The 19,995-nt window shown below is 69.5% G+C and carries 17 protein-coding genes and 2 pseudogenes; 5 read left to right on the top strand and 14 right to left on the bottom strand.

The features are described from left to right. Positions 1 to 2 precede the first annotated feature (2 nt). The gene (locus ACFVVA_RS08100) at positions 3 to 557 is read left to right on the top strand and encodes an IS3 family transposase (RefSeq protein WP_387687387.1); all 555 of its coding nucleotides are present in this window, start codon (positions 3 to 5) and stop codon (positions 555 to 557) included. Positions 558 to 622: 65 nt separating this feature from the next. Here ACFVVA_RS08100 and ACFVVA_RS08095 read toward each other — a convergent pair whose 3' ends face one another. The 10 genes from ACFVVA_RS08095 to ACFVVA_RS08050 all read right to left on the bottom strand — a co-directional run bounded on the left by ACFVVA_RS08095 (position 623) and on the right by ACFVVA_RS08050 (position 12,478). Continuing rightward, positions 623 to 1,603, bottom strand: coding sequence for a 3-oxoacyl-ACP synthase III family protein (locus tag ACFVVA_RS08095; RefSeq protein WP_224279292.1), 981 nt, complete (start codon positions 1,601 to 1,603; stop codon positions 623 to 625). Positions 1,604 to 1,740: 137 nt separating this feature from the next. Continuing rightward, a complete protein-coding gene (locus ACFVVA_RS08090) occupies positions 1,741 to 2,916 on the bottom strand; it encodes a hydroxymethylglutaryl-CoA synthase (protein ID WP_387686901.1) in 1,176 nt (391 codons plus the stop codon). A gap of 2 nt (positions 2,917 to 2,918) precedes the next feature. Next, complete coding sequence (locus ACFVVA_RS08085; RefSeq protein WP_387686899.1) at positions 2,919 to 3,980, bottom strand: hydroxymethylglutaryl-CoA reductase; 1,062 nt, start codon at positions 3,978 to 3,980, stop codon at positions 2,919 to 2,921. Beyond that, complete coding sequence (gene fni / locus ACFVVA_RS08080; RefSeq protein WP_387686897.1) at positions 3,977 to 5,068, bottom strand: type 2 isopentenyl-diphosphate Delta-isomerase; 1,092 nt, start codon at positions 5,066 to 5,068, stop codon at positions 3,977 to 3,979. Before fni ends, ACFVVA_RS08085 begins: the two co-directional genes overlap by 4 nt. Then, complete coding sequence (locus ACFVVA_RS08075; RefSeq protein ID WP_387686895.1) at positions 5,065 to 6,192, bottom strand: phosphomevalonate kinase; 1,128 nt, start codon at positions 6,190 to 6,192, stop codon at positions 5,065 to 5,067. Before ACFVVA_RS08075 ends, fni begins: the two co-directional genes overlap by 4 nt. Further along, positions 6,189 to 7,241 (bottom strand): diphosphomevalonate/mevalonate 3,5-bisphosphate decarboxylase family protein, encoded by a 1,053-nt coding sequence (mvaD, locus tag ACFVVA_RS08070; protein WP_380357408.1) that lies wholly within the window; start codon positions 7,239 to 7,241, stop codon positions 6,189 to 6,191. The genes ACFVVA_RS08075 and mvaD overlap by 4 nt, the downstream gene beginning before the upstream one ends. Continuing rightward, entirely contained in the window at positions 7,234 to 8,265 is a 1,032-nt protein-coding gene (gene mvk, locus ACFVVA_RS08065; protein ID WP_387686891.1) for a mevalonate kinase, read from the bottom strand. The genes mvaD and mvk overlap by 8 nt, the downstream gene beginning before the upstream one ends. Positions 8,266 to 8,582: 317 nt before the next feature. Further along, the gene (locus tag ACFVVA_RS08060; RefSeq protein ID WP_380769858.1) at positions 8,583 to 9,659 is read right to left on the bottom strand and encodes a polyprenyl synthetase family protein; all 1,077 of its coding nucleotides are present in this window, start codon (positions 9,657 to 9,659) and stop codon (positions 8,583 to 8,585) included. Positions 9,660 to 9,946: 287 nt separating this feature from the next. Then, positions 9,947 to 11,338, bottom strand: a complete 1,392-nt coding sequence (locus tag ACFVVA_RS08055) for a cytochrome P450 (protein WP_387686889.1) — start codon at positions 11,336 to 11,338, stop codon at positions 9,947 to 9,949. A 63-nt stretch (positions 11,339 to 11,401) separates the two neighbouring features. Continuing rightward, complete coding sequence (locus tag ACFVVA_RS08050; RefSeq protein WP_387686886.1) at positions 11,402 to 12,478, bottom strand: terpene synthase family protein; 1,077 nt, start codon at positions 12,476 to 12,478, stop codon at positions 11,402 to 11,404. A 692-nt stretch (positions 12,479 to 13,170) separates the two neighbouring features. On the opposite strand from ACFVVA_RS08050, the pseudogene ACFVVA_RS08045 reads away from it, so the two are divergent. Next, a pseudogene (locus tag ACFVVA_RS08045) lies at positions 13,171 to 13,869 on the top strand (DUF4331 family protein); the annotation flags it as partial. Positions 13,870 to 14,138: 269 nt separating this feature from the next. On the opposite strand, the gene ACFVVA_RS08040 reads toward ACFVVA_RS08045, so the two are convergent. Both ACFVVA_RS08040 and ACFVVA_RS08035 read right to left on the bottom strand, forming a co-directional pair. After that, entirely contained in the window at positions 14,139 to 15,641 is a 1,503-nt protein-coding gene (locus tag ACFVVA_RS08040) for an MFS transporter (RefSeq protein ID WP_387686883.1), read from the bottom strand. A 137-nt stretch (positions 15,642 to 15,778) separates the two neighbouring features. Continuing rightward, complete coding sequence (locus tag ACFVVA_RS08035) at positions 15,779 to 16,195, bottom strand: PPOX class F420-dependent oxidoreductase (RefSeq protein ID WP_387686881.1); 417 nt, start codon at positions 16,193 to 16,195, stop codon at positions 15,779 to 15,781. Between the two features lie 79 nt (positions 16,196 to 16,274). Here ACFVVA_RS08035 and ACFVVA_RS08030 point away from each other — a divergent pair, with 79 nt between their 5' ends. Next, positions 16,275 to 16,754 carry a hypothetical protein gene (locus ACFVVA_RS08030; RefSeq protein ID WP_224279320.1) on the top strand — a complete coding sequence of 160 codons (480 nt, stop codon included), beginning with the start codon at positions 16,275 to 16,277 and terminating at the stop codon, positions 16,752 to 16,754. Positions 16,755 to 17,070: 316 nt separating this feature from the next. Then, positions 17,071 to 17,637: a TetR family transcriptional regulator gene (locus tag ACFVVA_RS08025; protein ID WP_387686879.1), complete on the top strand. Its 567-nt coding sequence runs from the start codon at positions 17,071 to 17,073 to the stop codon at positions 17,635 to 17,637. A gap of 142 nt (positions 17,638 to 17,779) precedes the next feature. Here the strand turns inward: ACFVVA_RS08025 and ACFVVA_RS08020 are convergent, their stop codons facing one another. Beyond that, positions 17,780 to 18,067 carry a recombinase family protein gene (locus ACFVVA_RS08020; protein ID WP_387686877.1) on the bottom strand — a complete coding sequence of 96 codons (288 nt, stop codon included), beginning with the start codon at positions 18,065 to 18,067 and terminating at the stop codon, positions 17,780 to 17,782. Positions 18,068 to 18,206: 139 nt separating this feature from the next. On the opposite strand from ACFVVA_RS08020, the pseudogene ACFVVA_RS08015 reads away from it, so the two are divergent. Beyond that, positions 18,207 to 18,344 (top strand): annotated as a pseudogene (locus tag ACFVVA_RS08015) (exodeoxyribonuclease III); the annotation flags it as partial. Positions 18,345 to 18,960: 616 nt separating this feature from the next. On the opposite strand, the gene ACFVVA_RS08010 reads toward ACFVVA_RS08015, so the two are convergent. After that, a complete protein-coding gene (locus tag ACFVVA_RS08010) occupies positions 18,961 to 19,170 on the bottom strand; it encodes a DUF6243 family protein (RefSeq protein ID WP_063352004.1) in 210 nt (69 codons plus the stop codon). Positions 19,171 to 19,995: the final 825 nt, after the last annotated feature.

The following is a 19,995-nucleotide window of genomic DNA, read 5'->3' as shown; positions in this document are numbered from 1 at the left end:
AAATAGGGCAAAGCCCGGATCTTGTCGGGCGCGACTTCACCGCGCCCCGCCCGAGGATGCGGCTGGTCGGCGACATGACCTTCCTGCCGACCGAGGAGGGCTGGCTCTACCTGACCACCTGCATCGACCTGGCCACCCGCGTGGTGGTCGGCTACGCGATGGCCGACCACCACCGCGCCGAACTGCCGGTGGCCGCGCTGCGGATGGCCGCCGGCCGAGGCGGTCTGGAGCGTGACTGTGCCTTCCACACGGACCGCGGCAGCGAATCTACGTCGAGTGAATTCCGCAGCGAGATAGGCAAGTTGGACATGCGGCAGTCGATGGGAAGGGTCGGCTCCTGTTACGATAACGCCGCCGCCGAGAGCTTCTTCGCCGTACTGAAGGAGGAGATCGGCGCCCGGGTCTGGCCCGACGGCGCCACCGCCCGGGCGGAGGTCTTCTCTTTCATCGAGACCTTCTACAACCGCAGGCGCCTACGCAAACACCCCGAGTGGGGCTACCTCACGCCACTCGAGACCCGCCAGCGGCACCGGCAAGGTCACACCCTCGCAGCGTAGACGGAGAGTGTCCAACCGCAGGGTGGAACTTCACTACGGCGCTTTCCCCACCGGCCCGGACCTTCTCACCACTCGACCAGCGCGAATCCCGCCGACATACCGCCGCCGAAGCCGGCCAGGAGGATCAGGTCGCCGGGGGTGAAGGCGCCGGCGCGGGCGGCCGCGTCCAGGGTGATCGGGATGGAGGCGGCTCCCGTGTTGGCGTAGTGCGTCAGGGTGCGGTGCATGGTCGCGCGAGGCAGTGCCAGGTCGGCGAAGACGCTGTCCAGCATGGTGCCGTTGGCCTGGTGCGGTACGAAGTGGTCGATGTCGTCGGGCGCGACACCGCATTCGTGCAGGAATCCCTTGACCAGCTGCGGCAGGTGGTCACCGACGAAGTTCCGCACGCCTCGCCCGTCCATCGCGAAGTACTGGAGCCCTGCGTCGAGGACCGTCTGGTCCACCGGCATGCGGCTGCCGCCGGCGGGCACCTCGATGAGCCCCGACAGTTCGCCGAACGAGTGCAGTGAGAGGTGCCGGACACGTGGTCCGTGGTCGACCGGCGCCCCCAGGACCACGGCTCCGGCGCCGTCCCCGAACAGGATCACGGTCCTGCGGTCGGCCCGGTTCAGGATGCGGGAGTACAGGTCCGCACCGATGACCAGCGCATGGCCGCCGGTGCGGGCGAGTACGCCCTCGGCCGCGGAGAGCGCGAACACCGTGCCGGAGCAGACCGCGTTGACGTCGAACGCGGCCGCGCCGCTCGCACCGAGCCGCTGCTGGACGTAGGCGGCGGTGGGCGGTTGCGGCCGGTCGGGTGTGGACGTGGCGACCACGATCACGGACAGCTCCTCGGCGGAGATGCCGGCCGACCTCAGCGCGGCACGCCCCGCGGCGGTGGCCAGGTCCGAGGTGGCCTGGCCGTCGGCAGCCCATCGCCGTTCCCGGATGCCGGTCCTGTCGGTGATCCACGCGTCGTCGACCCCCGCCGCCGCCGCGGCCTCGTCATTGGACACGATTCGCTCCGGCACATAGGCACCCGTACCGAGAATCCTGACGTCGGTCATACGGCTGCCCTCCCCTCAAATGGATGGAGAACGGTGTGTGTAGAACTGGCCTGCGGCCGTGGCGGGCGCGTGCGGGAGCAGCCGCGGAGGCTGCCCCCGCACGCATGGGACCGCAGGTGTTCGGGATCGCAGGTGTTCTAGCGCGCCTGGTAGATGCGCTTGTGACCGCTGACGCCGGCCAGCCGGAAGGGCCCGGTGGTCTGCTGCGGGGTGGGGTGGTCTCCTCCGTCGGCCGGGAAGGACCACTCGTGCAGCTCGCGGTAGCGGGCGTGGTCGACCGGCTTGCGCCTGGCTATCGCCGCCAGGTTCGCTGCGGTCCGCAGGTGTTCGCGGTAGCCGGGGACGGCCGTGCCCGCGAAGAACTCGGCGACGCTGCCGGAACCGTAGCTGAGGAAGCCGATGGGCCGGTCGGTCAGGTCGTCCGCCTGGTCGAGCAGCGCGGCGAGAGCGAGGTACACCGAGGCGGTGTAGCTGTTGCCGATGGAGGTGTTGTAGGCCACGGTCTGCCCGATGGCGTGCTCGATGTCGGCCTGGTCGGCGCTGTGGCCCGCGTGGTTGAGCAGGTGGCGGTGTGCCTTGTAGGCCATCTTTGTGAACGGCTGGTGGTAGCAGAACGCGGCGAACTCGTCGAGTGTGCGCCCGCCCTGCTCGCCGTAGTCCTTCCAGCTGCCTGTGACCGCCTGCAGGTACGCTTCGACGGATTCCTGCCCGTCGACGAGGGCGGTGGTGCGGTAGTTCGGCCGCCAGAAGTCCATCACGTCGGCGGTGAACAGGCCCGAGGCGTTCTCGATGCAGACCAGGGCGGGGTCGGCGCTGACCAGCATCGCCACCGCGGCGGCACCCTGGGTCGCCTCGCCGGGGCTGTCCAGTTCGTACTTGGAGACGTCGCTCGCGATCACCAGGACCTGCTGGTCGGGGTCGCGGCGTACGAGTCCGATGGCGAATTGCAGGGCGGCCGTGGCTCCGTAGCAGGCCTGCTTCAGTTCGACGACGCGGCAGGCCGATTGCAGGCCGAGCAGTGAATGCACGTAGATGCCGGCGGACTTCGCCTGGTCGATCGAGGATTCCGTCGCGAAGACCACCGTCCGGATCCGTTCGGAACCGTGCCGGGCGATGATCGGGGCCGCGGCGGCGGCCCCCAGGGTCACGATGTCCTCGTCCGCGGCGCACACGCTCATCGACCGCTGGCCGATGCCTATGTGGTACTTGCCGATCTCCGTGCCGTTGTACTCGGCGAGTGCCGCGTGCGACAGGACGTATTCGGTCGTCGCGAAGGACAGGTCGTGGATTCCGAAGGAAGCGGCGTTGGACATGTTCAGGCACCGACCTTTGCTGTCTTGTTGTCGCGCTCCAGTTCGACGTGTGCACGCATGAGTTCACCCGGGTTGGTCTGCGCCGCGAGCAGCGAGAGCTCGCCGCAGAGGACCGTCGCCGCCGCGATGACGGCGAGCCGGCGCGCGTTCTCGCCGGGGGCGCGGTCCACGCGGCAGCCGAGGCGGGTCAGGTTCGTCTCCACGAACTCCAGGCCCTTGCCGTTGCCCACGGTGCCGACGATCAGGTTGGGCAGATTGCAGGAGAAGTAGAGGTCACCGTCGCGGTCCTCGGCCAGGGTGACGCCCTGGGAGCCCTCGACGATGTTGGCCGCGTCCTGCCCGGTGGCCAGGTAGAAGCCGAGCAGCATGTTGGCGTAGTGGGCGTTGGCCGAGCGGATGCCGCCGGCCAGCAGGGTCCCGAGCAGGTTCTTGCGGATGTTCAGCTGGACGATCCTGGCGGCAGTGGTGTGCAGGACGCTTTCCACCACGTCGCGCGGGACGAGCAGTTCCGTGACCACGTTCTTCCCGCGGCCGAGGATGCCGTTGATCGCGGTCGCCTTCTTGTCCGTGCAGTAGTTCCCGGAGATCGATCCGTAGGAGATTCCCGGAACGGTCCGCAGCAGGTGCGTCAGCAGATTGTCGGAGGCGAGCGTGGCCATGTTGTGGCCGGAGGCGTCGCCGGTGCTGAACTCGAACCGGATGAACAGCAGGTTGCCCGCGATCTCGTGCCGGACGGTGAGCAGCTCGGCGAACCGGCTACAGCTGCGGACCACGGCGCGCAGTTCCTCGATCTGCGCCTCGATGGCGCGGGCGGCCGTGTACGCGGTCTGGGCGTCGGTCGCCTCGACGAGCACCGAGCGGGTCATGCGCTCGTCAACGAGGGTGGCGACGATGCCCTGCTCGGTGAGCATGGACACCTTCGCGCCGCGGCCCACGGAGGGCCACAGCGGTGTCTCGTAGGTGGCGAGGGGAACGTGGGTCTCGGTGTTGGCGACGTTCCCGGAGACTCGAAGGGGTCCGACCCACTTCATGGGGACCCTGGCAATGGCGTGTGTGTCGGTCACTGTGCTTTTCCTGTCGCGTTGTGAAGGGTGTCGGCCGATCGGGAACGCCGGGCGAGTCGCCCCGTGTCGATGCCCCGGTCGGCGCAGAAGGAACGGAGGGTGCCGTGGATGATCAGGTCGTTGCTCGCGAGGTCCGCGGGAGTGCGCGCGCCGAGCATGGTCTGGAGGGCCGCGAGCTGGTCCAGCCAGTTCGTGAGCTGCTCGATCAGCGCCTCGGGACCGCCGTCGAGCAGGGTGCGCAGGAACACTCCGGAGGCCCCGACGCCGGAGGCGCCCAGGGCCAGGGCGCGGGCGACGTCGAGGGGATGGCGGATGCCGCCGGAGGCGAGCACGGGAAGACCGGCGCTCTGAGCGTCCAGGAGACAGGCGGCGGTGGACTGGCCCCAGTCGTGGAGGAACGCGTAGTCGCCGAGCGGTCGCCGGCCGTTCTCGATCCGGGCGAAGTCGGTGCCGCCCCGGCCGCCGACGTCCGCCGCGTGGACCCCCAGTTGTCGCAGCAGCAGGACGGTTTCCCGGCTCAGGCCGTTGCCGACCTCCTTGACGATCACGGGTACGTCACCGGCCGCCGCGATCTTCTCGATCTGCGGGACCCAGGACCCGAAGGACCGGTCGCCTTCCGGCATGGCCGTTTCCTGCGCCGTGTTGACGTGGATCTGCAGGGCGTCGGCCTCCAGCAGATCGAGGGCACGCCGGGTGTCGTCGACCGATGCCGTCGCGTTGACATTTGCTATGACAAAACCGTGGGGGTTCTCCTGGCGCAGGACGCGGAAGGTGTCGGCGCACGTCGGGTCCTTCAAGTAGGCGTGCACCGAGCCCGACGCGATGGGTACCCCGGTCTCGCGGGCCGCTGTCGCCAGACCTCGGTTGATGACGCCGGTCTTGGCGGTCCCGCCGGTCATCGCGTTGATGTAGAGCGGCACCTGCCAGGAGATCCCGGCGAAGGTCGTGTCCAGGGACACCTGCGGCCGGTCGATGCCGGCCAGGGCGTGATGGACGAAGGACACCTCGTCGAACTGGTTGATCCCGCTGCGGGTGTCCTGCTGCTCGATGGCGAGCCGGACGTGGTCGTCCTTGCGCTGAGCGCTCATTTCTCGGTCCCTTCCGGGGCGGGCCGGACGGGCAGGGGCAGCACCCCGGCCGCGGCCCACCGCTGCCGTACATGTGAGATGTCGTGCATGGCCTCGGCATCGAGCAGCGCGATGCCGCAGTCGCCGCCGCCCGCGCCCGACGGCTTGGCGGCACCGCCGACGGTTTCGGCGACCGTGCACAGGGCCGTCAGCTCGGGTGTGAAGATGCCGAGCCCGACTTCGTCGTCGAGGCGGGCCAACTCCCGCCGGGCACGGCGGATCTGGTACAGCAGGCTCTGGTCGTCGCCGGCCTCGAGAGCGGTGATCGAGGCGCGTACGAAGTCGGTGGAGGTCTCCACGAACGCGCGGTGCGACGCGGTGCCGTGCCAGATCCGGCGGTGCAGACCGGACACGAGCGAGGCGGTGGAGGCCGGGTTGCCGGTCCAGCCGACTTCGAGGGCGAGGCCGCGCGGGGCCGGAAGCCTCCGGACCGAGTGGCCCGGCCAGGGCGTGCGCAACGCCTCCTCGACGCCGTACCGGCGGGTGAGGTCGAGCACGAAGGCCCGGTCGGGTGCCTGGTACGCGATCCAGCCGCCCCAGGTACTGGCGGCGAGGTCACCGCCGGAGCCCACGGGGTCGATCCCGACCGAGGAGATCACGGCCAGGCGGTACCGGGCGTCGGGTGAGAGGTCCAGTCCGCACAGGGACGTGATGGCGTCGATCGTGGCCACGGTCACCGCGCCGCTCGACCCCAGGCCGTACTTGCGGCCGTTGTCATGCAGCCGGCTGCCGATCGAGAGGTCCAGCCCGGGCATGGGCAGGCCGCGTTCGGCCAGCAGTCGTCCCACGGTCTCGACCGCTGCCACCACGTGCGTCAGTGCGCCCCGCGCGCCGTGTCCGTCGGCTTCCCCGTTCTCCGTGCCGGGAGCGTGGAGCCGGCCGTCGAGCCATCTCCAGTTCACCGCCCGGGGGACGAGATCGGAGGAGATCACGATGTCGGCCGTTTCGGAGAGGGTCACCGTGGCGGTGATCTCCCGGTCCACGGCCACCACGATGGCCGGGGTACCGGGCTCCACCACCGCGTACTCGCCCGTGACGAACAGCTTGCCGGGCGCACTGCGGACGACCGTTCGCCCGGAGGTCATCGTCCGCCCGCGTCCACCAGGCGGGCGCCCTGTCCGGGCCCGGCGATGTGCACGGTGCCGCCCGCGGCAGCGTCGCGCACGGCCTCGGCGACCCGGTCGGCGTCCGTACGACGGCAGAGCACCTTGACGTTCGGTCCGGCGTCCATGGTCGCGTAGGCCGGTATGCCGTCGCGCCGCAGCCCCAGCACGCTGTCGAGGACGGTGAGCGAGGCGGGCGCGAGGTAGCGCACTGCAGGGCGCGCGCCCAGCATGGTCGCGTGCATGCCGAGAGAGTTGCGCTCAGCGATCTCACCCACCGTGTCGAGGTCGCCGCGCAGGAGCGCCGCCCTCATCTCGGTCAAGTCGTCCCGGCTCGACGCGGCCCAAGGCTCGAACAGGGGCGAGGTCTCGACGGTGCGGCGCATCGCCGCGCGGCTGGACACCTCCTTGGGGCCGGCGTTGACCACCGCGATGACCAGTGCGGGGTCGAGGTCGCCCGTCCGTACCGGCTCGGCGTAGGAGCTGAGGTCGGCCTCCGCGGGCGGCGCCGTGGGGTTGCCGGCGTTCCAGACGGCGAAGCCGCCGAAGATCGACCGCGAGGCCGAGCCGGAACCGCGGCGGGCCAGGCGGGAGAGACCGGTGCCGTCGAGGTCCAGTCCGTACGCGGCGGCGGCGGCGACGGCGAGCGCGGCGAAGCCGCTGGCGGAGGACGCCAGGCCCGCCCCGGTGGGTACGGTGTTGCGGGTGTCGACGACGGCCCGGTGCGTGAGCCCGGCCCGCCGGCGCACCAGGTCGAGGAACCCGGCGATGCGCCGCCGCTCCTCGCCCGCCGCGGGTACGCCGTTGAAGGTCACTTCGTCGTCCGAAGCCTCGGCGTCGAGGTGGACCCGGGTGGTCGTGGGGAAGATGTCAAGAGTCATCGACAGACTGCTGGTCCACGGCAGGAAGAGGCGCTCGTCGCGCTTCCCCCAGTACTTGATCAGCGCGATGTTCGGGTGCGCGACGGCGGTGGCCCCGTTCGCGCCCTGCCGGTCCTGCAGGCGGCGCACGGTGATCTGTTGCTCAGACATGCGTGACGAGCCTCCTCAGTGGGACGATCCACGTCTGCACGGCCCCCGCTTCGTGCAGCCGCCGGGTGACCTCTCTCGCCTGCTCGGGCTGGGTCAGAGCGAGGACGCAGCCGCCCAGTCCACCCCCGGTGATCTTGGCGCCGAGGCTTCCTGCGGCGAGCGCGGCAGTCACCATCCCCTCGATCCGGTCAGTGCTCAGCCCGGCCTCGCGGAGCATTCCGTGGTACTCCGTCAGCAGGAAGCCGAGCTCCTCCGGCCGGCCGGCGGCGAGGGTGGTCACGGCTTCGCTGGTCAGTTCCGACGCCCGGCGGACGAACCGCTCCTGTGCTCCGGCGTGGAGTCGGAACCTCTCCCGCAGCTTGTCGACCGCTTCCTTGGTGCTGCCGACGGTGCCGCTGTCCGCGATGACAAACAGCGCGTCGCAGCCCACCAGCAGCGTGCGGGCCTCGCCCGCGTGGAACAGCAACGGCGCGCTCGCGCCGACGGTGATGGCGTCGACGCCGCTGGCCTTGCCGTGCACCACGTTCTCGGCGGTCTGCACCAGGTCGAACACCGTCCGCTGCGAGACCTCGCGGCCGCAGAGGTCGGCCAGGGCGAGGACGACGGCACGGGCGCAGGCCGCGCTGGAGCCGAGCCCCCTGCCGAGCGGGATCGAACCGTCGATGATCACATCGAGATGCCGGCCGTCGTCGATGCCCGTGGATGCCCTGAAGTCGGTGGTCAGCCGACGCAGCCCCTCGGATGCCTGCGTTCCGACCTCCTTCCAGGCGGATCCGGTCATCGTGAAGGACACACCTGCCGGTTCTTCACCGCGGGTGGAGAACCCGACGCTGGCGGTGATCGACAGCTGCGGAACGGGCAGGGCGAGCGCCGGGGCTCCGTAGACGACCGCGTGCTCCCCCAGCAAAATGGCCTTGGCATGGGCGTGGCCGGTGCCGACCGAGCGAGCACGGCGGCTGTCCGCTGTCCCTGCCGCCGAGGCCGGTGGAGTCGACGTGCTCAGCTCCCCTTGTCGAAATTCCATTGAGATCGCGTCATCCAGATTTCTAGGAAGGAATGAAGTAAGCCCGTTCGACCGCGCGCCGCGTCATGCCCGGGCCACCCCCGGACCACCGTGGCCGGCGGTCGTGGCCGCCGGCGCGAGCGATGTCATCGCGCAGGGCGGGCCAGGGCGTCGAGCCGCACCCGACGGTGCGTGCTCGCGGAACCGCGTCCCTGGCGGGTGCCGGGCCGGTTCTCCCCCGGTCGCCCCCGGCAGCGGGTTCCGGACGGGGTGGGCTCGCGAGGCGAGCGACGCGTGTGGCGGCGCCGGGACGGTGGCGACCCGCGCCGACGTGGTGCTCAGGTGGTCCGGAGTGTCGTGGTGGTGACGAAGGTTTCGAGGGTCTTCCTGACCTCGTCCGGGAACGGGGTCTCGTCCAGGACCCGCCGGGCACGCTGCACACGATCGGTGATCATCTGCTCCACCTTGTCGGCGGCGCCCGTGGCCCGCAGGATCCCGCGAACCGTCTCGGCGCCTGCCTCGTCCAGGTCCGGGTCGCCGACCAGGGACCTCAGCACCCGCGCCTGCTCGGCGCCGGCGGCGTGGAGGGCGTGTGCCATCAGAGCGGTCGCCTTGCCCTCCCGCAGGTCGTCCAGGACCGACTTGCCGGTCTTGGACGGGTCGCCGAAGACGCCGAGGAGGTCGTCGCGCAATTGGAAGGCCTCGCCGATCGGAAGGGCGTAGGCGGTGAAGACGTCCAGCAGGGCCTGGTCCGCTCCGGCAAGGACCGCGCCGATGTGCAGCGGCCGCTCCACGGTGTACTTCGCCGTCTTGTAGCGGATCACGGCCAGCGACCGTTCGACGTCCTCGTTGGGCTTCCCGGTGGCCAGCAGGTCCAGGTACTGACCGATCATCACCTCGGTGCGCATGGCGTCCAGCAGCGGTCGGACGGCGACCAATCGCTCGTGGTCGATGCCGCTGGAGTACAGCAGCTCGTCCGACCACACCATGACCAGGTCGCCGAGCAGGATCGCGCTATTGGTGCCGAACCGCTCGGCGGTCGTGGCGTCCGCACCCGTCTCCAGCGTCCGGTGGAGGGTCGGACGGCCACGCCGGGTGTCGGAGGCGTCCATCACGTCGTCGTGGATGAGGGTGAAAGCGTGGAAGAGTTCGAGCGAGGCCGCCGCGCCGATAACGGGCCCCGTGTCGCCGTATCCGCCCGCCGCGTGCCAGCCCACCATGCACAAGAGCGGCCGGATGCGCTTGCCGCCGGCGGTCAGGAAGCCACGCAGGTGCTCGATGAGCGAGACCAGGTGGGGTTGCCTGTCGCAGTTGGCGTCGAGGAAGGCGTTCAATCGCTCGTCGATCAGGCCGCGCAGATGAACCGAGTCCAGGGCGTCGGCTCCCAGCTCGCGAAGGCTGGTGGTCGAGTTCATGTCGTTACTCCTGTTCGTCAGGACCATGTGGCCGCGTCCGCGAGGACGTGGCATGGGAGGGAAAGCGCCGAGAGGCATCACTTTCCGGCCGGGCTAAGGAGGGCCCCGGCAGTCGCCGGGCCGCACCGCAGGTGCGGGCCACCGAGGGAGGGGCGAGTGGTGGGTGTTCGGGCCGCGCCGAATGGCATGCCCTCCGTACATGCGGGTTCACATGGTGGAGGGCATGCCGGGCAGGGGTGGGCCCGGTGCGGCACCCGCCGGGCCCCTGTCGGTCGAACGGAACGGGTTCAGCTCGCGGCGGACTGCGGCTCGCGTGCCGGCTGCCGACGGGTCGGCACCACCGTGAGCTGGTCGGGACGCAGGCTCATCCGCACGAGGGCGCGCGTGGGGCGGGTGCCCGGGGCGCGGTCCAGCTTCCAGTACTGGGCCACGGTGGCCACGATGACCTGGGCCTCGGTGAGGGCGAACGCGTCACCGATGCACTTGCGGTTCCCCGCGCCGAAGGGCAGGTAGGCGCCCTTGCGCGGAGTGGTCGACATGGTGAGCCACCGGTCCGGCTCGAAGCTGTCGGGGGCGTCGAAGTAGCGGGCGTCCCGGTTCAGCAGGAAGGGGCTGTACGACAGCTCGGTGCCGGCCGGCACGGGCAGCCCGCCGAGCGTGGTGTCGACAGCGGCACGACGGCTGAGCAGCCAGGCCGGCGGGTAGAGGCGCAGACCCTCGGCGACGACGTTGCGGGTGTACGGCAGCTTCTTCAGGTCCTCGGCCGTCACCGGGCGGCCGGCCAGCACCTCGTCGAGCTCCGCGTGCAGCTTGGCGGCGACCTGCGGGTTCTCGTGCAGCAGGTGGAAGATCCACGACATCAGGACGGCGGTGGTCTCCGCGCCTCCGAGGAGCAGGGTGATGGACTGGTCGTGCAGCTCCTGGTCGGTGAAGCGGTGCCCCTCCTCGTCGACCTCCGTCATCATCGTGCGCAACAGACCGCCGCCGTCGCCCGAGCGGCGGTAGCGGTCGATGGTCTCGTTCACCACCTGGTGCAGCTGCGCCTCCGCCCGCTTGTAGCGCTGGTTGCCGGGAGTGGGCAGGAAGGACAGCGCCGGCAGCGGGTTGAGCATGCGGAAGAACATGCCGTCGATCACGGTGTTCAGGGCCGTCGGGAGACCGTGGTGACCGCCCCGGCGCACCTCGCCCTCACCGGGCTCGGAGAAGAGGCAGCTCAGCGCCACGTCGGCGCTGAGGTTGCCCATCTGCATCAGGAGGTCGACGTTCTTGCCTTCCGGCCATTCATGAGCCGACATGGCTGCCTGCTTCTGCATGATGCCGACGTACTCGGCGATGCGCGCAGGGTGGAAGGACGGCTGGATCAGGCGTCGCTGCTTGCGATGGACGAGGCCGTCGACCGTGACCAGCCCGTCTCCGAGGACCGTGCGCACGCGGTCCATCACGGGACCGCCCTTGACGAAGTCCTTGACCTTGTCGGTCAACATCTCGTGGACCAGATCAGGGTGGCACGCGATGTACATGGGGGTCGGCCCCACCATGATCTTTACGAGATCGCCCTGCTCGGGCAGTGATCGGAGGAAGGTGAGCGGGTCGCTGCGCAGCTGATTCGCGTGCCCGAGCACGGGCAGGGCATTCGGTGCGCTGCCCTTCGTGTAGCTGCGGGTTTCCTGGCCTGTCACGGAACAAACCTCCATGCGGTTAGTGGCGAACTTGTGGACCTGTCGGACTTTGCTTCGCCGCTGTCACTTCTCCAACTGGTCCCACCACCAGGCGATCTGTGGAATCGGCAGGGGCGCAGGGTTGGCGTCAGCCGGCTCGTCGGCCCAGACCAGGCCGTAGCCACCGAAGTCCTGTTCTTCGCCGGTCTCCGGGTCGACAGGCGCGCAGTAACGGGTGGTGAAGTCCGCCCAGATGATGTGCCCGCGAATCCAGTAGCCGATCTCGTGGACGTATCGCCGCAGTTCCGGGCGGGCGGTCGCGGAGACCTGGTCACGCAGATTCAGATAAAGGGACATGATTCGGTCGCGCAGCGCGCGGACCTCGGCGACCGCTTCCTCGGGCGTGCATTGCCGGTCGCGCACCATGATGCTGATGGCGTTCTGGTCGAACAAGCCCTGGAGATTCTCCCGGTGAATGGAGATCAGGTCGTTGTCGAGACCGACGATGACGGATACGGCTTCGGAGGCGGCGCGCACCCGGGGATCGAGGCGTTCGGCTGCGGTCAGTTCGTAGCCGCCGCCGATCGGAGTGAGTGCGGTCAGCCAGGGGCCGGCCACATCGTTGCCACGCATGATCAGGTAGTCGCCCAGTTCGGGGAGTTCACCGAGGCTCTGGTTCGCACATTTCCACAGCACGCCGTCGAAGTAGCTGCAGAAACCCTGGCGCAGGTGCTCGAGCTGGCCCGGGGTCGACACAGTGGAGATGTGGTTCCAGAAGTCCTGGAAGGAGGAGAGGTACGCGTCTCCGGGCGGCACGACGGACTTGGGCGAGGCAAGGATGTGCTTGAGACGGCTGACATGGACCGTCAGCGGTACGGGCTGGTCCAGCCCCGGGATCACGTCGAGGTCGTCGTCCCAGGCGCCGCCCCAGTACATGACACAGGTGATGATCTCGGCGCACCGGTCGAGGACGTACGGCATGCAGTGTGCGGTGTACGAACCCGCATTCATGCGCGGCAGCCAGTCACCCTCCTTGCGGAACCCTTGCCGGAACATCCAGGCGACGGCGCCGGCATCTATTTCCTCCGGCTTGTCGTACACGGCGTCGGGCAAAGGGCAGAAAAATGGCGGAACGCCAAGTGTGCGGCGCACGGTTGTCATGCCAAAAATCCCTTCGGGCAGGACTGAGCGGCAGGAATGTCACAGCAATGCTGGGGTGGCCCTCGGAATAAACCCGGAGCATTGGACGGCCTTGGGCGGTGGGGCTGTGTGCGACCCACTACGGACCCCAAATGGCGCGGACTCGAGGAACAGCACTCAATTTCAGCGCCTCAACCCCCCGCGGCATTCATTGACGTCCCACTGCCGCACCCCTCGGCAGTCATCGACGTCTCGCTTCCGTCCCCCTCGGCAGTCCTCGATGCCTCACTGCCGTCAGAAACTGAACAGGACAGTTAGATTCGGGGAATACGGGACATGCGAGTCCTCCTGAGTCGTCCGCCGGCGGCCCCGTCCGGAAGCCGCCGAGTCCGTGACCGGACCTGATATACGGTCAGGGATACTGGTAGACAAGCGATCAACGACCTCTTCGGCATACAGTCAACGCCCTGGTCAACACGGTCGCGGCACCCCGGGCAGCACCTGAGCCCAGCGTCCCGGCAGACAATCGATGGACAACGGGCCGGCAACAAGGCGCGGCCGTCAGCGTCGGCGGCGGGGAGCCCGCTCGGTGATCCGCTCCACCAGCACGGCCCGACGGACGCGGCGGGGCGGCATCGGTGTGAATCCGCGGCACGAAGAGCCCGCCAGCCGGGCACGAAGGGCAGGGCTGCTCATGCTGGTAGGCATGTCTCATCACCTCAGCGGCCCCAACCTCCGCTCCCCTGGACGACGCCCGCCTCGACATGACGGACCTGTTCGCCTTCACCGTGCCTGGCGACCGGACCGTGCTGATCCTGAACGTCAACCCGGTCGCCCCCATCGGCGGCCAGGCGTTCCACCCGGACGCCGTCTACCGCGTCAACGTCGCCACCGACGGCGACCACCGCTCCGACGTGGCGTACAGCTTCGTCTTCTCCCCGCCTGAGGACGGCCGCCAGAGCGTCACCGTCCTGCGGGCCACGGGCGAGCAGGCCCGCTCCCACGAGGCCCTCGGCCAGGAGCTCTTCATCGACGTGCCGGTGAACTTCGGCGCCGAGACCACCGCGGCGCACTCCGGGCCGTACACGTTCTACGCCGGGTTCCGCAGCGACCCGTTCTTCGCCGACCTCGACGGCATCGTCGCCAAGTTCCAGTGGACCGGCGTGGACTGGGGTGCCGACAAGAACGTCTTCGCCATCGTCCTGGAAGTGCCGAACGCCGAACTCGGCACACACCCCGAGATCGGCGCCTGGGGCCGGGTCAGCCTGTGCCAGAACGGGCAGCTGACGTCCGTGGACCGCGGCGCCCACCCCTCCCTGACCGCGTACTTCAACGCGGAAGAGGTCAAGGACGCCTACAACGCCGGCGAGCCCGCCGACGACTGGGCCACCTACCGCGAACCCTGGCCCGCCGTCCTCCAGCACTTCGGGGACTACGACCCGCAGGCCGCCGAACAGGCCCTACGCACCGTCCTGCCGGGCGTCGGGCCGAGGCGGCTTCGTGCCGTGCCGCCCCCGGAGCCCGGGGAGGACTGCGGGTGCCGTACTCGGCTTCCGCCATCAGTTACTCAAGGGCGGCCCGACCAAGCAGCCCCCGGGGCCGCGACCGGCCCCCGAGGGGCGCGGCGCGGCCCCGGGGGCTGCTTGCGATTCAAGGATGGAGGGACTTCGTGGAGCAGGTGTCACATGGCGACGGCCTTCACCGCGTCGGGGGACTTCTCCCGAACACCGGGACGGTACAGCGCGAAGGTCACGACGAGCCCGACGGCTGCGAGGCCGGCCGCCCACCAGTACGCGGTGGAGTAGCCGTGCAACGCCGCCCCGGCGATCACCTCGGGCGTGGCCTGCCGGCTGCTGAGATAGCTGCCCGCGGCGGTCGCCGCGAGCGTGTTGAGAACGGCGATCCCCAACGAACCACCGATCTGCTGCGAGGTGTTGACCGCCGCGGAGGCCACCCCGGCGTCATCCTCGTGAACCCGGTAGGTGGCCAGGTCGATCGCCGGCGCGTAGACCAGGCCGAGACCGAGGCCCAGGACGAGCAGCGGCGGCAGAATGCCTCCCGTGTAGGTGCTGTCCAGATCCAGGCGGGTGAACCAGACCATGCCCACGCCCAGCAGCGCCATCCCGAGGGGAATCACGATCTTCGGCCCCACCCGGGGCATCAGGACCCCCACGGCCAGGGCGGAGGCAACGACCAGTGCGGCGGGGATGGGCAGGAAGGCGAGCCCCGCCTCGACCGGGGTGTACTTGAGCGTCTGCTGCATGTAGTAGGCGAGGAACAACGCGACCGCGTACATGCCTCCGGTGGCGACCAGAATGGCGATCTGGGAGGCGCCTCGATCCCTGTCGAGGAGGATGCGCAGGGGCAGCAGCGGCCCGGCCGTCGTCGACTGCCAGTACGCGAAGAGGGCGATCAGGGCGAGGCCTCCGACCAGCAGACCCCAGCTGGCGGGAGAACTCCACCCGCGCGACTCGGCGTTGGAGAACCCGTAGACCAGGCCGAAGAGCCCCAGGGTGACGAGTACCGCACCGGGGACGTCGAGCTTGGGGCGCTGCTCCGCCCGCGACTGACGCTCGATCAGCAGCAGACCGCCCAGGAGCGCCACCGCCGCGAACGCCAGGTTGATGTAGAGGGTCCAACGCCAGTTGAGGTACTCGGTCAGCAGGCCGCCGAGCAGGTTGCCGAGCGCGCCGCCGGCGCCCGCGATGGCACCGAAGATCGCGAAGGCCCGGCCCCGCTCCTTGACGTCGGTGAAGATGGTCGTCAGTAGGGAGAGGGCCGCCGGGGCCAGCAGGGCACCCGAGATGCCCTGGATCGCCCTGGCCAGCACCAGGAGTTCGAAGCTGCCGGCGGCTCCGCCGAGCGCCGAGGCGGCGGCGAATCCGATGACACCCGTGAGAAAGGCCTGCTTGCGACCGAAGAGATCGGCGACACGCCCGCCGATCAGCAGCAAGCTGCCGAAGGTGAGTGCGTAGGCGGTGACGACCCACTGCCTGTCGTTGTCGGAGAAGCCCAGGTCGGCCTGGGCGGACGGCAGCGCGATGTTCACGATGGTGGCGTCCAGCATGATCATCAACTGGGCCAGGCCAATCACGGCCAGCGCCCACCACCGCAGCGAGGACCGCGGGGACGGGGGGCCCGATTCGGGCGGGATGCCGGTGAGCTCAGTGGTGGATGCCGACATGGCGGTGCCACTCCCTTCGAATAGATTGACTAACTGGATGGTTAATATTCCGAGGCAAGGCTGCCCGAGATCCGACGGCCCGTCAACACGACTTCGGGCAAAGAGCGATGGCCGGATGCGACGGAGGTCCGCGAGGGTCAGTCCGCGAGTCGGATCCGGATGCCCACCGCGCGGTACCCGGACCCCTTCAGTCGGCTGCCCAGCAAGCCGACCCGCGCGACGAGGCCGTACTTGCGCTTCATCAGGTCGAGGTAGTGGACGGTGTCCCGGTCGGCGGGCAACTCGGCGACACCGGGTACGGATTCCCCCTTCGGGACTCCCCGCCAGTCGCAGGGGGCGACGGTCACCCGGCCGCTGTTGCGGATCCGTTTGACCTTGCCGGCGCCGGCCGCGCTCCACACGGCCAGGCAGTCCCCGTCCCCCATCACCCACACCGGAGTGGGCACGGCCCGCCCATCCCGGCGGAACGTCGTGAGAAGTACGTACCTGGATGCCGCCAGTCGTTCAACCGAACTGCCCGGCAAGGATGCTGAGGCGGATGGTGAGGTGGTCACCGCGATAGAGTAACTGGTTAGTTAACTCGCTGTCGCCGCGAACCGACGTGGCGCCCGTCCCCAAGATGAGGAGTGCTGCGTGCTGAACTTCGCCTTGGCCGTGCTCGCCGGATTCGCCCTGGGCACCCCGGCCGTACCCTTCGGCCTCTCCTCCCTCCCCCCGCCCGTCGCGCTCGTCGCCGTACTCCTCGGCGCGGCCGGATGCCTGCTGTCCGCCGTCTTCGCAGCCGGGTGGCTGCGTACCCGCTGGCTGCTCTGGCGCTCGAAGCGGCGGCCCGTCACCGCCGGGCCGCCGCCCGAGAACCGCCGCAACCGCCGGAACCGCCTTGACGGCCCCACCGGCCGACGGGCCCGGCGCCTGGTGAACCGGTACGGCGTGATCGGCTTCGGCATCATCGGGCCCGCGCTCTTCGGCACCTGGGGATCGGCCATGCTTGGCACGGCGCTGGGCCTGCCCCGGTGGCGGCTGATCGGCTGGCTGATGGCCGGTGTCACCCTGTGGTGCACCGTCATGCTGCTCGCCTCCGAGGCAGTGATCGACGCCTTCGGACTGCGGTGACGACACACGCTGCGTACCGGTCCCTGATCGCGAGGAGCACGTCGCCGCAGCCCCCCGGCCTGCCTCGTCGTGGGTCTGCGCATCGCGCCGACCGTCGGCCCGGTCATCGTCGGGCGGTGGCAACTCACCGTTCCGGCGAGGTACTTCTCCCCCTCACCGGTTCACCCGGAGCAAGACCACCGACGGGACTCCCGAACGAATCGCCTCATGTCTCAAACGAATCCACCGTGGTTCCAGCGGCGAACGCGCTCACCTGGCGAGGGCACCGGGTCCTACGCCCCGGCAAGATCCAGTAGGCGCTGTTAGCATGACTCCCATGTCCCGAGCCGAGGCCACGAAGGCGCGCATCCTCCACGCAGCAACCCAGGAGTTCGCGGCGTACGGGATCGCGGGAGCCCGCGTCGACCGGATCGCCAAGGTCGCCTCGGCGAACAAGAACCTCATCTACGTCTACTTCTGCAACAAGGACGGGCTCTTCGACGCCGTCTTCGACGCGCACCTCGGGCGCGGCCTCGACATGGTGCCCTTCACGCCTGACGACCTGCCGGGCTACGCCGGGCGGCTGTTCGACTTCTACCAGAAGCACCCCGAGGTGCTCCGCCTGGCGACCTGGCACCGGCTGGAACGCGGCACTGCCGTGGAACGGGACCCGGCCGTCGCCAAGCAGACCCACGACGACAAGCTCGCCTCCTTGGAAGCGGCTCGGAAGGGCCGAGTGGGCACACCGGGCTTCACCCCGGCCACACTTCTCACCCTCGTCCTGGCCATCGCCTCGGCCTGGAGCCCGACGAATGCCGCGAGCATGCCGGCGACGACTGTCCTGGCGTCGGACCCGGAGGACTGCCGGAACGCGATCATGGAGGCCGTGCGGCGCCTCCTGTGAGGGGCGGCGTGCATCACTCGCCTCCGCCACGTACCGCGGTGACCGCACACGTTCGCCGGGTTGCCGGGTCACGCGGCGGGGATGGGTCGGGATGCGCGCACCTGACCCGCTACGTTGCCGTGCCGGCGTCAGGGCGGTGCGTTCACGGGCGCCGGAGCGCCGGGTCCGCCCAGTACGCCACGTCCGCACAGTCCTTGGCCGACCGGAACCCCCTGTCCACCTTCGCCCACACCAACGCGTCCCACTCGCCCTGCCGCTCGGTCAGCCACGGGCCCAGGTCCGGACGCTTCCACGGAGTGATCTCAGCGGAGACGTCGAGGTCCTCGAAGGACCCGACGATCTCCCACTTCTTCGAGAGCGTGTGCCGGGTCCCCGACTCCGCCTGCACCAGGTGCGACACCTTGCCCTCATCCCCGTGCGTGTCCGACACACGCGAACCCACCACCGCCCGAACCGGCGCCAAAGCTGTCATGCTGCCCATAGGAGGCCCCCTACCGCCCAGGCCGGCAGACACCCTCGAACAGCCCACACTCGAACGGGTGGACCTTTTACAAAAGGTGTCGTTCCGCTGGCGCATCGACCTGGTTGTTTCCACAAAAACCCTGGCCGACAAAGCCGTCGAGGCCTACGTCGAACGCGCCGCCACCCACGCCGAGCGGTGGTCCAACCACGCACCGGTCACGACAGTGTTCGATCTGAACAACTAGGCAGCAGAAACGGGTAGTTCGACAGAATCAAGAGGCGGCCCCGACACGGAGCATTCCACACCTCGGGGCCGCCTCTCGGTAGCAAATACGCCAGCGGCGAAGGAAGTCGCACGGCACTCCCGCAGTGGATTTTTCAGCAAAGCGATTCACGTGACCCTGCTTCCACAAGCGAAGCACCTGTCCGCCCCAGATCGGCTCCCCCGACGATCCAGACCCGAACATCCCTCTAGATATGGCCAGCGCCCGCAACCCCTTGCCCCCCAGCCGCATCGGCCTGTCCGCCGGAGTCGTTCTGGCCAGCGGGTTTCGCGGTTGTCCCTCCGAGGTGTCCACCAGTGTTGTCCTGCGGCCGTGTCCACGTCCTCTGCCGCCGCCGGCTGCGGTGTTGCCCGGGCTGGACACGGGGACGTGCTGAGCTGCTGGTGCAGCTCGGGGTGGTGGCGGTGACGGGGCTGCCGATTCTGCGGCTGCCCCGGGTGGTCGGCTGAGCTGAGACGCGGGTGGTCGGCCGACAGCTGAGCGGGACCGGCCGCGCCCGGTACGGCAGCAGGGCTCGGACCGCGCGTCGCGGTCCGAGCCCCTGCCCCGTGCGGTGCCGCGCTGCGGCGGCGGTGCGTCAGCCCTGTACTGTGTCGCCGCCCGCCTGCCCGGCGCCCTCAGCCGTTCCTGCCTTCTCGCGCATCTTGCGCACCAGCTCCGCCTTCTGGTCGGCTGCACCCTGGCGGTCGAGGTTGCGGTGCGGACCGTTGTTCTGCCGTTCGGCGCGGGACTGCCTCTTGCGCTGGCCGCCGCCCATGCCCACGGGGTTGTTGATGTTCTTGCTCACGGTCGTGGGTTCTCCCTGTGGTGAAGTGAAGTGAAGTGATCTACGGATTCATCGGTGGGGGACGGGCGGCGACGTCGAAGGACGTCAGCAGGGGCCCATCACGCGCTCACTCGTAAATCGGGGTCTGGAAGAACATGACCAAGACGTTACCTGGTTCCGTCGGCCTTGCACACCAACCTTTTCGCCGCCCCCGCGTCGGCCGGGCCTTCGGCGAGCGCCCGGGGCCGGCCGGTTCCTTCGGAATCCCAGCACCGCCAGCACCCGCCAGCACCCCGCCAGCACCGCCGGTCGTCGCCGCCCACCGTGTCCAGATGGGCGTTGCCGGGCCGCGGGGGCGCTGCCAGTGGTCGCGAGCACACTGATGGCATGAGAGGTCATCTCACTTGAGTCCCGCCGTTGCAGAACAACCCTTGGCTCGGGCAGCGGCGATTCACCTGCCGATTTCCGTTCCCGTGTCCTTTTGGCCACGCGGTGGATATCGCCCATGGGGAGAGGACACGGAATCCGGGATCCCACACCGCCCGCCGGCCGGCCGGGACACCCTTCGCTGCCACTCGCCAGCCCGGGCGAATCAAGGTCGACTACCCACCGGACACGGTTGGTGATCTTCCGGACGGTGTGTCGTCTTGAGCGTGTCCTCGCCGGCTGGTTCTGACGTGCCTCGCGCACAGCCCCGCACGCTCTGCCGCCACGCCCGGCCGAACCGGCACACCCCCGCTCGTACCCGGGCCCGGCTGACCGGCAGCAGCCGGCCCTTCGCGCTCCAGGCTGGCGACCCTTGCCCTCCGCCCGGTCGGCGGCACCGAGCGGGCGGAGGGCAAGGGC

Source organism: Kitasatospora sp. NPDC058048 (assembly GCF_042885555.1).
In the GTDB taxonomy this organism is placed as follows: domain Bacteria; phylum Actinomycetota; class Actinomycetes; order Streptomycetales; family Streptomycetaceae; genus Kitasatospora; species Kitasatospora lactacystinica.
This window is presented reverse-complemented; position numbering and strand designations above follow the sequence as displayed.

Coding starts and splice junctions, on each gene's coding strand:
- ACFVVA_RS08095 (WP_224279292.1), bottom strand. CDS start 1,603: ATGACCGACGTCAGGATTCTCGGTACGGGTGCCTATGTGCCGGAGCGA.
- ACFVVA_RS08090 (WP_387686901.1), bottom strand. CDS start 2,916: ATGTCCAACGCCGCTTCCTTCGGAATCCACGACCTGTCCTTCGCGACG.
- ACFVVA_RS08025 (WP_387686879.1), top strand. CDS start 17,071: ATGTCCCGAGCCGAGGCCACGAAGGCGCGCATCCTCCACGCAGCAACC.
- ACFVVA_RS08060 (WP_380769858.1), bottom strand. CDS start 9,659: ATGAACTCGACCACCAGCCTTCGCGAGCTGGGAGCCGACGCCCTGGAC.
- ACFVVA_RS08050 (WP_387686886.1), bottom strand. CDS start 12,478: ATGACAACCGTGCGCCGCACACTTGGCGTTCCGCCATTTTTCTGCCCT.
- mvaD (WP_380357408.1), bottom strand. CDS start 7,241: ATGTCTGAGCAACAGATCACCGTGCGCCGCCTGCAGGACCGGCAGGGC.
- mvk (WP_387686891.1), bottom strand. CDS start 8,265: ATGGAATTTCGACAAGGGGAGCTGAGCACGTCGACTCCACCGGCCTCG.
- fni (WP_387686897.1), bottom strand. CDS start 5,068: ATGAGCGCTCAGCGCAAGGACGACCACGTCCGGCTCGCCATCGAGCAG.
- ACFVVA_RS08075 (WP_387686895.1), bottom strand. CDS start 6,192: ATGACCTCCGGGCGAACGGTCGTCCGCAGTGCGCCCGGCAAGCTGTTC.
- ACFVVA_RS08040 (WP_387686883.1), bottom strand. CDS start 15,641: ATGTCGGCATCCACCACTGAGCTCACCGGCATCCCGCCCGAATCGGGC.